General features: G+C 37.6%; 12 protein-coding genes. 11 read left to right on the top strand and 1 reads right to left on the bottom strand.

Annotated elements, in window-relative coordinates; translation table 11 throughout:
- Window positions 1-189: 189 nt before the first annotated feature.
- The 7 genes from V7164_RS17295 to V7164_RS17325 all read left to right on the top strand — a co-directional run bounded on the left by V7164_RS17295 (window position 190) and on the right by V7164_RS17325 (window position 8,718).
- Window positions 190-837, top strand: a complete 648-nt coding sequence (locus V7164_RS17295) for a GntR family transcriptional regulator (RefSeq protein WP_335345660.1) — start codon at window positions 190-192, stop codon at window positions 835-837.
- Window positions 838-1,125: 288 nt separating this feature from the next.
- Entirely contained in the window at window positions 1,126-3,180 is a 2,055-nt protein-coding gene (locus V7164_RS17300) for a prolyl oligopeptidase family serine peptidase (RefSeq protein WP_335345659.1), read from the top strand.
- A 2-nt stretch (window positions 3,181-3,182) separates the two neighbouring features.
- Window positions 3,183-4,763 (top strand): ABC transporter substrate-binding protein, encoded by a 1,581-nt coding sequence (locus tag V7164_RS17305; protein ID WP_335345658.1) that lies wholly within the window; start codon window positions 3,183-3,185, stop codon window positions 4,761-4,763.
- Window positions 4,764-4,840: 77 nt separating this feature from the next.
- Window positions 4,841-5,806: an ABC transporter permease gene (locus V7164_RS17310; RefSeq protein ID WP_335345657.1), complete on the top strand. Its 966-nt coding sequence runs from the start codon at window positions 4,841-4,843 to the stop codon at window positions 5,804-5,806.
- A 56-nt stretch (window positions 5,807-5,862) separates the two neighbouring features.
- On the top strand, window positions 5,863-6,720 hold the full coding sequence (locus tag V7164_RS17315; protein WP_335345656.1) for an ABC transporter permease: 858 nt from the start codon (window positions 5,863-5,865) through the stop codon (window positions 6,718-6,720).
- 17 nt (window positions 6,721-6,737) lie between these two features.
- Complete coding sequence (locus V7164_RS17320) at window positions 6,738-7,724, top strand: ABC transporter ATP-binding protein (protein WP_335354712.1); 987 nt, start codon at window positions 6,738-6,740, stop codon at window positions 7,722-7,724.
- The gene (locus V7164_RS17325; RefSeq protein ID WP_335354713.1) at window positions 7,702-8,718 is read left to right on the top strand and encodes an ABC transporter ATP-binding protein; all 1,017 of its coding nucleotides are present in this window, start codon (window positions 7,702-7,704) and stop codon (window positions 8,716-8,718) included. Before V7164_RS17320 ends, V7164_RS17325 begins: the two co-directional genes overlap by 23 nt.
- Window positions 8,719-8,806: 88 nt before the next feature.
- Here V7164_RS17325 and V7164_RS17330 read toward each other — a convergent pair whose 3' ends face one another.
- Window positions 8,807-9,469, bottom strand: a complete 663-nt coding sequence (locus V7164_RS17330; protein ID WP_335345653.1) for a GntR family transcriptional regulator — start codon at window positions 9,467-9,469, stop codon at window positions 8,807-8,809.
- Window positions 9,470-9,997: 528 nt separating this feature from the next.
- Here V7164_RS17330 and V7164_RS17335 point away from each other — a divergent pair.
- From V7164_RS17335 to V7164_RS17350, 4 genes are all read left to right on the top strand, one after another.
- A complete protein-coding gene (locus tag V7164_RS17335) occupies window positions 9,998-10,990 on the top strand; it encodes an aminopeptidase (RefSeq protein WP_335354714.1) in 993 nt (330 codons plus the stop codon).
- Between the two features lie 80 nt (window positions 10,991-11,070).
- Window positions 11,071-12,633 carry an ABC transporter substrate-binding protein gene (locus tag V7164_RS17340; protein WP_335354715.1) on the top strand — a complete coding sequence of 521 codons (1,563 nt, stop codon included), beginning with the start codon at window positions 11,071-11,073 and terminating at the stop codon, window positions 12,631-12,633.
- A 60-nt stretch (window positions 12,634-12,693) separates the two neighbouring features.
- On the top strand, window positions 12,694-13,608 hold the full coding sequence (locus V7164_RS17345) for an ABC transporter permease (RefSeq protein WP_335354716.1): 915 nt from the start codon (window positions 12,694-12,696) through the stop codon (window positions 13,606-13,608).
- A 31-nt stretch (window positions 13,609-13,639) separates the two neighbouring features.
- Entirely contained in the window at window positions 13,640-14,524 is an 885-nt protein-coding gene (locus V7164_RS17350) for an ABC transporter permease (protein ID WP_335345661.1), read from the top strand.
- The last annotated feature ends 3 nt before the right edge of the window (window positions 14,525-14,527 follow it).

Consider the following 14,527-nt stretch of genomic DNA (forward strand, 5'->3'; position numbering starts at 1 on the left):
ATATTAAACTTATTCTAAAAAAGTTTTATCTGCAGAATATTTCATCTTTTAAAACAATTCAGTTATTATGTATTGTTTTGTCATTTTTTCTATTATATAATGCTTTTAATTACTGAAATTGTAGATTGTTGACAATCTACAATTTTAACGATTGTCTACTGTAAATGACTAAAGGATGGATAGATTGGTATGAACAACAAAATTGTGTACCCAACTTTAAAGGATAATGTTGTAACCATCATTAGAAATAAAATTATTAAAGGTGAATTATTGCCTGGAAGTAGAATTATTGAATCAGAAATTGCAAAGGATTTGGAAATTAGTAGGGGCCCGATTAGAGAGGCACTGCGTCAAATTGAGCACGAGGGTTTGATTGAATACAAATCCAATAAAGGATGTACTGTCCGGACAATTGATGCCAAAGAGGTAGAAGATATTTATTTAATTAGAGCACATTTGGAGATGCTGGCAGTGGATATTTGTGATGGTAAATATAAAATGGAAACGATTCAAGAAATGGATAGCTTACTCGAGGAAATGGATGCGTCCTCAAAAGAAAGGGAAATTTATCGTCTAGTTGAATTGGACGAGCTTTTCCATACAAAAATAATTAAGGAATCAGGAAATGAAAGGCTTTACGATGTATGGTCAACATTCTGGAGTGCGAATGTTGTCATTTTTACCTCAACATATAATTTGAAGTTAGCAGATTCTAAAGATCAGCGTCCCGCTCATGAAAGAATTTTGAATACGATTAAAATTGGAGATAAAGAAGAAATAAAAAATTCAATTAAACGTCATTATATAAGATCGGCAAATCCATTTAAATCTATTTAAAGAATCCTTTTTAGCAGTTATTTAAATAAATAATTGTAATTTTTTAACTATTCAAATCCTATAGAATGCAGTTTCTGTAAAGAGATATGATCAAAAAACATCTGAAACGCATAGATACTTGAGAGGGGGAATGTTAAAGTCATAAAAATTTTGGATAATCAGCATATTTACTAGAAGGTAAATCCTGTTGAAGAAACTTCAAATAACGAAAAACTAGATTCATGTTGTCCTTTGGGGAATTCTAACAACAGGGAATAGGAGTTTAACAAATTGAAAGGGGGATTTCAATTGAAAGAAACGATTAGAAAAGATCATGTTATTGAAAACTTTTTCGGTGTTGAAGTAGCAGATCCCTATCGTTGGCTGGAAGATGAAACTCTTCCAGATACCAAAAAGTGGACAGAGATGCAAAACGAGCGAACTCGAGCATTATTAGATGGCCAGGTTCAAAAGGAAAGTATTAATAAGAGGCTCAAAGAGCTCTATGATTATGAGAAATATTCAACACCGGAGAAAAAAGGAGATTATTATTACTTTTTCAAGAATGACGGTCTCCAAAATCAACCTGTCTACTATCGTACTTTATCATTGGAAGATAATGTATTTGAAGTGGTTTTGGATCCTAACCAGCTAAGTCATGAAGGTACTGCTGCCATTATGAACATTTCATTCAATCAAGATGGAACGTTGATGGCTTATGCTGTCTCCTATAACGGAAGTGATTGGGAAGATGTAAAAATCAAAGATCTTAAAACGGGCTTGGACTACCCTGAAACGTTAAAATGGTGCAAGTTTTCAAGCTTTGCTTGGAGTGGGGATTCATCAGGCTTTTTCTATAATCGATATCCTGATCCCTCGACAGTGAATCCTGGAGAGGACAGTTATTATAATCGCGTTTATTTTCACCAGGTGAACACTTCACAGACAGAAGATGAATTGATCTATGAAGAGCCGGATCGTAAAGAGCGTATATTTTATCCGTCTATTACCGAAGACCATCAATATCTTATCTTGCATGTAACTCATGGGACGGAACCAATAAATGAAATTTATTATAAACATCTGACTGGTTCCGATATCTTTAAGCCTGTAATTGAAAAGGTCCCTGCGTACTTCACTTTCTTAGGCAATGATGGGTCAACATTTTATTTCGAAACAAATGATTATGCACCAAAAGGGAAATTGATATCTGTAGATTTGGAAAATCCTGCACAGGAAAATTGGAGAGAGCTAGTTTCTGAGAAAGAAGATCCAATTGCCTTCAGTAAAATGTTGAACGGCAAGTTCATCGTTTGTACTATGCATGATGCCCACTACAAAATGACCATTTATGAGAAGGATGGAAGTTTACCAATCGAGTTGCCACTTCCGAACTTTATTACAATCAACGATGTTAAAGGGACAAGCACTTCATCTGAAATGTTTGTCAGCTATACATCCTTCCTCCATTCGTTGAAGGTAATAAAATATGACTTCGAAACCGGAAAATTGATGAATGTTTTCTACAAGCAAGGTAGCGAATCGACTGAACGATTTGAAACAAAGCAAGTATTTTACCCTTCAAAAGATGGAACGATTGTTCCGATGTTCCTTACCTATAAAAAAGGGCTGGAATTGAACGGAGATAATCCGGTATTACTTTACGGATACGGCGGCTATACCGCATGTATGACCCCATCCTATTCTCCATCGCAAAAGATGTGGATGGAGCAAGGAGGCATCTACGCAGTCGCAAATATCCGTGGTGGCGGGGAATATGGACAAGAGTGGCACCGGGCAGCACTTTTTGAAAAACGCCAAAATAGCTTTGATGATTTTATTGCTGCATCGGAATGGCTTATTCAAGAAAACTATACCAATTCGTACAAACTGGCCATTATGGGTGCAAGTAATGGTGGGCTTCTAGTTGGGGCATGTATAACGCAACGCCCTGAATTATTCGGAGCGGCACTATGCTTAGTCCCTGTGACAGATATGCTGCGTTTCCAGCGTTTCACAGTAGGCCGTTTTTGGACAACGGAGTTTGGTAATGCGGAAAAAAGCGAGCATGATTTTAAGTTCTTGTATAGCTACTCACCCTTACATAATGTCAAAAAGGGTACAGAGTATCCGCCTACCCTTATTTCTACTGCTGATACCGATGACCGGGTTGTGCCGATGCATGCAAAGAAATTTGCTGCTACTTTACAGGAAGCACAAAGTGGAAATAACCCAATCATCCTAAGAGTTGAGAAAAATGCTGGTCACGGGCAAGGAAAGCCACTATCCAAAGTAATTGAAGAGGAAGTTGATTTGTACACGTTTTTATTTAAAGAACTAAATATCATTTTTAAGGAGAGTTGACCGTGAAGAAAATTTTGATTTTTCCAATACTTGCGATCATGCTAGTCTTTGCCGGCTGCAGTAAATCCAATCCGTTAGTAGAATCTAGTAAACCAGCAAGCAATGAGGCTGAAAAAGGTGAAAAGTCCGTTGTTATTGCATTAGGATCTGACCCGGTTCATTTTAACCCGAATGTTGGAGATGGCGGATCTGGGTACATCACAGCCAATATCATGAATTCTTTAGTGAAAATTGATGACGGTTATAATATCTTACCGGATCTTGCTGAGACTTGGGATATTTCAGAAGATGGGAAAAAGTATACATTTCACTTGTTTAAGGGAGTTAAATGGCATGATGGCGAGCCGTTTAAATCCAAAGATGTAAAGTGGACCATTGATACGATCATTAAAGAAAAAGGATTTATCGTTAACCAGCTTGGTTCTATTGACAATATCGAGACGCCAGATGATGACACGGTCGTGATCAATCTCAAAGAGCCGAATGCAGCGATTTTAAGTATTCTATCTGGTGCATTGATCATGCCTTCCCACCTATATGAAGGAACAGACTGGGTAACCAATCCGGTCAATAAAAATCCAGTTGGGACAGGTGCTTTCAAATTGAAAGAACATAATCGTGGTGTAAGTCTTGTATTGGAAGCGAATAAAGATTATTTCCGCGGGGCACCAAAACTTGATAAGCTAATTTTCTCTGTTATCCCAGACGAAAATACAGTCGTACAGTCGTTCTTAAATGGGGAAGTAGACGTCATTGACTACAGTTCAGCGATTACACCAGCAGCTGTACCGGGATTAGAGAAACGAGACGATGTAAAAATAGTTAAAACTCTTTCCAATTCAAGACAATATATGATAGCAAATACAGCGAAGAAGCCATGGGATGATGTTCGGGTTCGTGAAGCTTTAGCCCTTGCAATCGATCGGGACGAATTGGTAGCAAAAGCGCATAAAGGATATGGCTGGAGGGCAGAAGGCTTTTATACTCCAGCGGTAGAGTGGGCTTATAACGATAAGGATCTCATGCCAGAAAGAGATATTGAAAAAGCGAAGCAATTACTTGATGAAGCTGGGTTAACCGCTGATAGCAACGGCGTTCGAATAAAAGACCTGGAAATCCTAATCTTCCAATTCCCGGTTTTTGCAGATATGGCTAAAGTTGTACAAGCAAATTTAAAGGAAATTGGTATTGAATCGAAAATTTCCTCTCTTGAGTACTCTGCATGGGATGAAAAAGTCCGTAGCGGTGACTATGAAATTACTATTTTAGGCGGCAACCATGGCATCGATCCTGAAGGCTTATTTGTTCGTGTAGGTACAGAAGGTTCTATGAACTTGATGAATTATAGTAATCCAGAAATAGATAACCTGCTAGCAGAAGGTTTACGCGTTACGGATCAAGATGAACGTGCAGTTATTTACAAAGAAGTCCAAAAAATTATGTCTGAAGATTTCCCTGTCATTCCGTTAACAGAATGGATGTATATCTTTGTCATGAAAGATTATATTTCCGGTCACCCGATTGATGATGGAATCGGTGAAGTAGCGGCGGCAGAGTATTCCATCTTAGATACGGCCAAGTAAGTATTTCTATTAATCTACCAATGGCAATGTATTTTTACATTGCCATTGATGTTCATACAGAAAGAAGGTATGACGATTTGAGACAGTTTATTATTAAACGCTTATCCACTGGGTTTTTGGCAGTTATAGCAGTCATGACCATCAGTTTCTTCATTATGCATGCAGCCCCCGGTGATCCGATACGAATTTTAGCGGGAAGAGATAATCCATCTGAAGAAATGATAAGCGAACTGCAGAAAAAATATGGCTTGGATCAGCCTGTCCATATTCAATTACTATCTTATTTAAAAAACGTGGTCAAGGGAGATTTCGGAGAATCCATTCTTTATAATGAACCAGTCATGAAACTTATTGTTGCGACAATGGGTCCATCCTTGTTATTGGCCCTTACTGGAGCCGTTATAGCCCTTATTATTGGAACAGCATTAGGACTCTATGCCGGTCAGCATTACGGCTCGAAAAGGGATAAGGTCATCACCGGATGGGCGTATATTTTTAATTCTATGCCTTCGTTCTGGTTGGCCATTATGTTTATCATGATTTTTGCTTCATGGCTAAATGTCCTTCCGACTTCCGGAATGATGGATTTACGAAGTAATTATACGGGCTTGCCTTATTATACGGATATATTGAAGCATTTAGTGTTACCTGTCGCTACGCTATCGCTTATTCAAATTCCTACCTATTTTAAAATTGCACAGACCACCGTACTGCAAGTAAAATCCGAGGATTTTGTCACGACTTTCATGGCTACTGGTATGAGTGAGAGGAAAATCTTCAATAAATACGTTTTGAAAAATGTATTGCTTCCAACAGTTACTGTATTCGGTCTTACCCTTGCTTATATTGTTTCCGGTTCGGCCTTAATTGAAATCGTCTTTTCATGGCCCGGTACAGGAAGGCTTATGTTAGACGCCATTATGCGCAGAGACTACCCGTTGCTTATGGGAATCTATTTAATTATGTCTGTTTCGATTGCTGTCATGATGGTTGTAACTGATGTCGTTTACGCCTTTATCGATCCAAGAATTCGGTATAAGTAATTGGGCCGATACGATTCTACAGATGTAAAAGTAGTTCAGAAAGGGGTAAAAGACTTATGGAACTTGTAAAAAGAAACGATGCCATCTTTAAAAAGTCGTTCTCAGCGATCCAAAAAAATTCACTTCTTAGATCAGGAATTTTTATCTTATTCATCATCTTACTAGTTGTTGCATTTGCACCCTTGCTTGCAACTCATGATCCATATGTATTAGGTGATGATTTATTGGAGCCCCCTGGCAAGGATCACTGGCTTGGAACGGATGGCTTGGGAAGAGATATTTACAGCATGATCCTTTATGGGGCAAGAACATCGCTTTTGATTGGATTGGTTTCAGCGCTCATCTCTGGTGTTATTGGTACGCTGGTCGGTGCTGCAGCTGGCTACTTCGGTGGAAAAACGGACAGAATTATTTCGGAAATCATCAATGTCTTTTTAATGATTCCATCTTTCTTCTTAATTTTGATCGTTGTTGCGTTATTCGGCAGTAACTTGCTAAATGTGATGATCGTAATTGGTTTGACTTCATGGCCGAGCAATGCCCGCCTTATGAGGGTCCAAGCGATTAGTCTTAAGGAGCGAGTGTTTATCCAAAGTGTAGATACAATTGGAGAAAATCATGTCTCTATTCTTTTTAAATATATCATTCCAAATGGCATTTTTCCCGTTATTGCCAACACGACACTTAGTGTTGCGGGGGCAATATTGACAGAAGCAGGTTTGAGCTTCTTAGGATTAGGAGATCCGAATTTAATCAGCTGGGGTCAAATGATTTTTGATGGAAAGGCTTATATGACATCAGCTTGGTGGATTTCTACCTTCTCCGGTCTTGCGACAGTTATTCTAGTCGTTAGCTTTTACTTGATTGGTGATGGTCTGAATACTTTGCTGAATCCTAAACGTAAAGGTGAATAGTTAGGAGGAGCTCCGTTGTGAATATTTTAGAAATAGAAAACTTAAATGTTGTATACACAGGCAGAAAGGAAAAGGTCTACGCAGTTAACGATGTCTCCTTGTCAATCGCAGAAGGCGAATCCGTAGGGATTGTCGGGGAAAGCGGATCTGGAAAATCAACGCTTGCAATGGCGGTTCTCAGGCTTTTGTCTGAGAAAAAAGCAGATGTATCAGGCACGATTAATTTCCAAGGAAAAGACATCTTAAGTATGAGTTTAAAAGATTACAAGGAGATTAGGTGGAAAGAAATATCGGTCGTGTTCCAAAAATCAATGAATGCCCTCAGCCCGATACACAAAATCGGCGGTCAACTAGAGGATATTTATCGAGTCCATGAGCCGAATGAAAATAAAAAAGTAATCAAAGAGAAAATTCTAAAACTCTTTATGATGGTAAACTTATCTGACCGAGTATACAACCTTTATCCGCATGAATTATCCGGTGGGATGCTGCAGAGGGTCTCCATCGCTTTAAGCCTTATTCATAATCCGTCATTCATTGTTTTGGATGAAGCAACGACAGCATTGGATGTTGTCACGCAAGGGCAGATTTTGAGGGAAATTAAAAAGCTTGAAACAAAAATTAAAATGACGAGAATGATGATTACACATGACATTTCCGTTGTTGCTACGTCTTGTGATAAAGTGGTCGTCATGTATGCGGGAAAAGTAATGGAAGTCGGCAATGTTAAGGACGTATTAACGAAGCCTGCCCATCCGTACACACAAGGGTTACTGAATTCCTTTCCTTCGTTAAAAGGTGAAAAAAAGCAACTGACTGGAATTAGAGGATTTCTGCCTGATTTATCAGAAAGGCAAAATGGTTGTATTTTTGCACCAAGATGTGATTTCGCAAAGGATATTTGTCGAAATGTTACTCCGAAGGACTATGAAGTCGGTTCGAACCAACGGTCTGCCTGTCATATGCATGGGAGTGAATATTATGAAAACAGAAGAGCGAACTAAACCGATAACGGATAACACAAAAAGAGAAGAACAAAACGTTTTAGAAGTAAATAATATAAGCAAATGGTTCGAGCAAAGATCTTCTTTTTTACGACCTAAAAATTGGGTGAAGTCCGTTGATAAAGTCAGTTTTAAACTGGCTAAAGGTGAAGTATTAGGGGTAATCGGTGAGAGTGGCTGTGGAAAATCGACATTGGGGAAGGTACTTATTCATTTGGAAACACCGACGCACGGAGATATTTTGATTAATGGGTCCTCGTCAGCCGAACTGATTAAAAAAGATAAGAAGTCATTCAAACGTAATTTACAAATGATTTTCCAGAATCCTTTTGACACCTTTCCTCCGGGCCATACAATAGGAAGATTAATGATGAGGCCGTTGGAGATTCATAAAATTGGATCTTCACAAAAGGAGCGTTTTGAACTTTGTAGGACAACCCTTGAAAATGCTGGATTGAAACCTGGAGAGGAATTTATGGCTAGGTATCCACATGAATTGTCAGGAGGGCAATTACAAAGAATCTCTATTTTGAGAGCGATGTTATTGAATCCGACTTTTTTGGTAGCGGATGAGCCTGTATCGATGCTGGATTTATCAGTTAGGGCCGACATTATCAATATGTTGATCAAGCTGACAAAGGAAAATGATACCGCCATGGTCTTCATCAGCCATGATATCGCGGCAGCTAGGTATATTTCAGATAAAATAGCAGTCATGTATTTAGGAAGAATCGTAGAAATGGGAGACACAGAAGATGTAATTCATAATCCTCAGCACCCTTATACACAAGCTTTGATTTCAAATTGTGCTTCGATCGATTTTAATGAAAATGAAGACCCAATCCGGATAGATGGAGAGCCTCCTACCCCTGTAAATCCAGGACCGGGATGTTATTTTGCGGATAGATGCTTCAAAGCGACAAGTAAATGTTGTGAATCCTATCCTGACTATGTGAAGAAGGACAACGACCATATTTACAGTTGTTTCTTTTAAGGATGACAAATAGAAAGCCTTGCAGGATAGTTTATCGTGCAAGGCTTTTTGTGTAGTACGAGGGATAATAGGCGCCTCTCATACAAAATTATTTCTTCTCTTCTAAACGAGTTTTAATATATTTAAATCCGTTCTCTATATGCTCTTTCATAGCAATAGCAGCTTCATCTTTATTTCTATTTTCTAATGCCTGAATAATTCTTTTATGTTCTTCATAAATTTCGTCTTTCCGGCTTTCGCTGTAAGACGAAACATTTCGATTATGCAGGATTACATCATTAATTTGTCCAATCAAATTGGTAAGTGTATTATTATTTGCATATTCAAATAAGGTTTCATGTATTGAGGTATTGATTTCTGTGTATTTTGTATAATCGTTAGTTACCTTTGATTTCTCCAGGAGTATTTTTAATTTTTCTATTCCTGTTTCATCAATTTGTTCTACTGCTAACTGGATTGCTTTTACCTCCAAAGCTTCGCGACACTGATATACTTCAACGAGTTTCTGAGATGAGAATTCTTGAACAACTACCCCACGCCAAGGAATAATTTTGACAAGTCCTTCGGAAGCCAACCGTCTAAAAGCTTCACGAACTGGGGTTGAGCTTACATTCATTTGTTCACTCACTGCTGTCTCAGTAAGACGCGTGCCTGGTTCTATTTCTCCATTAACAATAGCTGATTTAATATTGTCATATACAACCATATTTAATGGTTTCCGGTTGACAGTTTTAATTTTGGATATGCTCAAAACATTTCCTCCTTAGGCTGCCCATTTATATGAACTTCCTCTTTTACAAATAACCATTTAATTAAAGAATAAATGACCATTATTATAATTACAATTAAAATTTAAGAGATGTGATTTTGCAATGATTATACTAACAACCTGCTCTGACATAATCATTGAATCACTGCAGCTACTTGGAAATCTGTTAATTCATTCTTAAATGGAGTAAAAGGAAAATGAAGAATCGCCATGCTATGCATCGTGATTCTTTTTATTTTTGCTAAAAAGCTTCGCCTCTCTGGCTTTTCTTTCCTGCAAAATTTTGATTTGTAAAGTCACCAACACCGCCTCTCACAAGTAATGGATCGATTCCTCAAGCTAATATTTTAAAGGGAAGAAAAAAATATTTTATATATTCTATAGAATATAGTATTGAATATTTTAAATAATCAACCTATAATAAAGTCTAACTAAAGTAAATAGTAATAATTGTTAAAATTTTTACGATTTACTGTTTGATAATCATATTTTCATATAGGAGGAATAAAATTGAACCGAATTTTGATGGGTAAAGGTGCACGTACGATTGTAGAAATATGTGCGGGTGTAAAACCAGGCGAGCAGGTTGTGATTGTTACGGAACCAAGACAAATGAAGATTGCTGAAGTTATTGGTTCTGCAGTAGATGCTGTGGGTGCTGAACCAACGATTGCGGTGATTACTCCACGCGAGTCTGATAGTCAGGAGCCACCGGCAACAGTTGCAGCTGCAATGAAGGAAAGTGATGTTTTCATTAGTGCGGTATATACATCCATAACTCATACAAAAGCAGTAAAAAATGCGGTAGCAAATGGTTCAAGAGGGGTAATGTTAACTCAGTTTGATGAGCAAATGCTTATAAAGAGTGGGGTAAATACTGATTTTCCGAAAGTAGCCCCTATTTGTTACGCAGTTGCCGAGGCTCTTGAAAATGCAAACGAGATTATTTTAACAACTCCACATGGAACAAATTTAACAATGTCGGCTACCGGCAGAAAGAGTAATGCAATGACTTGTATGGTGAAACCTGGGCAATTTGCACCAGTGCCAACAGTAGAAGCGAATGTCTCACCGCTTGAAGGAACAGCAAATGGGACGATCGTTGCCAATGCGAGTATTCCTTATATCGGTATTGGAGTAGTAGATGAGCCAGTTACTGCCATTGTAAAAGACGGAATGATCACTTCTATAACAGGTGGAAAAGAGGCAAGAATTCTTTCTGATAATCTAGCATCGAAGAATGATCCTAATGTTTATAATATTGCTGAAATTGGAGTGGGTCTAAACCCAGAATGTAAGTTTATCGGTTCCATGCTAGAGGATGAAGGGGTATATGGTTCGGTACATATTGGAATCGGTTCTAGTTTGACTTTAGGTGGTAACGTAGTTGCTGCTTGTCATTACGATTTAATTATGACAGATGTAACTCTAGTCGTTGATGGCCAGACAATTATTAAAGACGGCGAAGTTTTAGTAGGACAAACTGCAATAGAAACCGTTTAAACATAGGGCGTTAAATCAAGGGAAAAGCTAGATTAATAGTATCTCCCAAACGCTAATCAAACAAAATGGAGGAGAAATCTATGAAAAGAAGTTATTTATTGTTCCTGCTGTTTACTGCTTTTTCACTTTTGTTAGTGGCATGCAGTAATAAAGAAACGGCTACAACAAAAACTGAGAATGGCAATGAAACAAAAGAGGAAGCCCCAAAAGAACAAGTATTAACAATTGGATTACCGACCGATATTGATACATTTGATATTCATAATACGACCAGTAGCGGTACAGAGGCAGTATTAACCAATATGTTTAGCTATTTATATAAAAGAACAGACCAACTAGAAGTTCAACCCGATCTTGCTGAAAGCCACAAGATAATTGATGATAAAACGTGGGAATTTAAATTAAAGCCTGGTATCACTTTCCATAATGGCGATCCATTAACAGCAGAAGACGTAAAATTTACTTTTGAAAGAGTCGCAAAAGATACCTCTTTAAAAAGAAATTCATATTTTGTTAATTTTGAAGAGGTTGAGGTAATTGATGAGTTAACGTTGAGAATTCATACGAAGGAAACTGAGCCATTAATGTTAAATAGAATTTCACGAAATGGTTTAGGAATTTTGCCTAAAAAGTACATTGAAGAAAATGGATTAGACACCTTTTTGAAAAATCCAATTGGCTCCGGTCCATATCAATTTGTTGAATGGGTAAAGGATTCTCATATTACATTTAAGCCATACAATGATCACTTTGAACTTAAGCCTGAATGGGATAAAGTTGTATTCCGTGTCATTCCAGAAACTTCAACTCGCGTTGGTGAATTAATTGCTGGAGGAATTGATTTAACTTCCACAATTCCGCCAACTGAATGGGATCGAATTAATGACAATGAAGGCACTTCAATTACTGAAGGAGATACAACAAGAATCATGCAGCTTATTGTTCGTCATACGGAAGGTTCCGTAACTTCAGATCCACGTATACGTGAGGCAATTGACCTTGCTATTAATGATGAAGTGCTAGTAAAACACATTAATAAAGGTGCGGGAATTCCTACACAAACAGGTACGCCTCCTGGGGTAACTGGGGCTCATCCAACATTAAATAACTCTTTCGTTTATGATCCAGAGCGTGCGAAGGAATTACTTGCTGAAGCTGGATATAATGGGGCTGAAATTAACCTCCAATCACCAAACGGAAGATATACATTAGATAGTGATGTAGCACAAATCATTCAAACAATGCTTGAAGAAGTCGGTTTTAAAGTGAAATTAGAATTAATGGAGAACAGCCATTATTTAGATGTTTACGATGCAAGACAAAACAAAGAGTTATTCTTAATTGGTTTATCTAACTCATTATTTGATGGATCCCATGCATTAGAATATTTCCACACTGAAGGTGCTAAAGGCATGACTGATTATAGCAACCCAGAATTTGATGAGCTTTTTGCTCTTTCTGAGAAAAATATGAATCTTGAAGAGAGAGAACAACAGCTACAAAAAATGCAAGAAATTGTCGCTAAGGATCTCCCGAATATTAATTTATATCAAATGAAAACAGCCTACGCAATAAGGGATCATATTACATTTGATGCTTCATTAACTGAACATTTTTATATTCCTAACATTCATAGAAAATAAAATGAGGGATATTTGAAGGGAGGTATTCATACCTCCCTTCAATAAATAGGGGTGAAATCATTGAGAAAATTTTTAGCCAAGAGACTAATGCAATTAATACCTGTCCTCTTCATTATTTCCTTCATTGTGTTCGGATTAGTATATGTGGCAGGTGACCCTGTTACATTAATGCTTCCTGAAGAGGCTACGGCAGAGGAAAAAGAAACATTAAGAGAAGCACTCGGATTAAACAAACCATTCATCGTTCAATATGGTATTTATGTACTGAATTTATTGCAAGGTGATTTTGGAGAGTCATTTAGATATAACACGGATGCATTATCTCTAGTTTTAGAGAGAGTGCCAGCTACATTAGAATTAGCTTTTTACTCAATGCTCATTGCAGTAATCATCGCGATTCCCTTAGGGATACTATCAGCTACGAGAAAGAATTCAATCATTGATGTTTTTGCTTCAAGTACTTCAGTACTAGGAAAAGCTTTGCCAAACTTTTGGATGGGAATTATGCTTATTCTTTTATTTGCTGTTAATTTCAAACTTTTCCCGGTGTCTGGCAGGGGAACGTTTGCCCATGTTATTTTACCAGCAGTTACATTAGGAACTGGAATTGCAGCAGAAATTACCCGTTTAGTCCGCTCGAATGTTCTGGAGATTTTACAGCAAGATTACATTAAAACAGCAAGAAGTAAAGGTTTAAGGGAATTTTTTGTTGTGTATAAACATGCGTTTAAGAATGCCTCTATTCCTGTTATTACAATTATGGCATTGCAAACTTCATCTGTTGTATCTGGTGCGCTAGTTACTGAAACGGTATTTGCATGGCCAGGTATCGGGCAACTCATTGTTCAATCTGTTAATGGACGTGATATGGCAGTGGTGCAAGCAGCAGTTTTTGTTATTGCCATTATGGTAATCAGTATCAATTTAATTACGGATATTTTATACAGACTTGTAGATCCAAGAATCAAATATTAAGGTGGGGAAAACCTTGACCATAAATGTACAGATTGAAAAACACAAAAAGATTACTAGAAATCGATCAAAGGGGTTTATTTTAGGATTAAGGTCATTATTAAGAAGTAAATTAGGCTTAACAGGATTTATTATTTTTTTGATCGCTTGTGTTACAGCAGTTTTTGCTCCGATCATTGCTCCGCATAACCCTGCTCAAATTAATACAGCCCATATGTTTGTTCCTCCGGTATGGATGGAAGGCGGGATGAGGGAATACATTCTAGGTACGGATAACTTAGGAAGGGATGTTTTAAGCAGAGTCATATATGGTACCCAAATTTCCTTGTTAGTCGGCATATTAGCTGTTGTTGTTTCTGGTGCCATTGGACTTGTCTTAGGCTTAGTTGCTGGATTTTATGGGGGCTTTATCGATAATGCATTAATGCGAGTAGTCGATGCGTTTCTAGCTATCCCAAATATTTTATTTATGCTTGTTATTTTAGGTGTATTAGGTCCAAGTTTATGGACATTAATCATCGTGCTTGGTGTTACGAACTGGATCATATATGCAAGAATGATCCGCGGAGAAGTATTGAGTATTAAAGAACGTGAATACGTCATGGCATCTAGATCAATAGGAACAAAAAACTTTCAAATTATTTTCAAGCATGTATTACCAAATGTTTTTTCTTCATTTATCGTTATTTCAACATTGAGTGTTGCGACAACGATTATTTTAGAGGCATCTTTAAGCTTTCTAGGATTAGGGGTTCAAGCTCCAACCGTTTCCTGGGGTGGGATGTTAAGTGAAGGTCGAAATCATTTAGCGACAAGCTGGTGGATTGCAACTTTTCCAGGTATCGCAATTACGATAACGGTTTTAGGCATCATATTTATGGGCGATTGGTTGCGTGATTTACTTGATCCGCGATCCTAGATG

It is taken from the genome of Bacillus sp. JJ1474 (assembly GCF_036965225.1).
Taxonomy (GTDB): domain Bacteria; phylum Bacillota; class Bacilli; order Bacillales; family Cytobacillaceae; genus Cytobacillus.

What these genes read in the sequence shown, in the direction of transcription:
- V7164_RS17325 (WP_335354713.1), top strand. Translation starts at nt 7,702, where the DNA reads ATGAAAACAGAAGAGCGAACTAAACCGATAACGGATAACACAAAAAGA.
- V7164_RS17315 (WP_335345656.1), top strand. Translation starts at nt 5,863, where the DNA reads ATGGAACTTGTAAAAAGAAACGATGCCATCTTTAAAAAGTCGTTCTCA.
- V7164_RS17295 (WP_335345660.1), top strand. Translation starts at nt 190, where the DNA reads ATGAACAACAAAATTGTGTACCCAACTTTAAAGGATAATGTTGTAACC.
- V7164_RS17340 (WP_335354715.1), top strand. Translation starts at nt 11,071, where the DNA reads ATGAAAAGAAGTTATTTATTGTTCCTGCTGTTTACTGCTTTTTCACTT.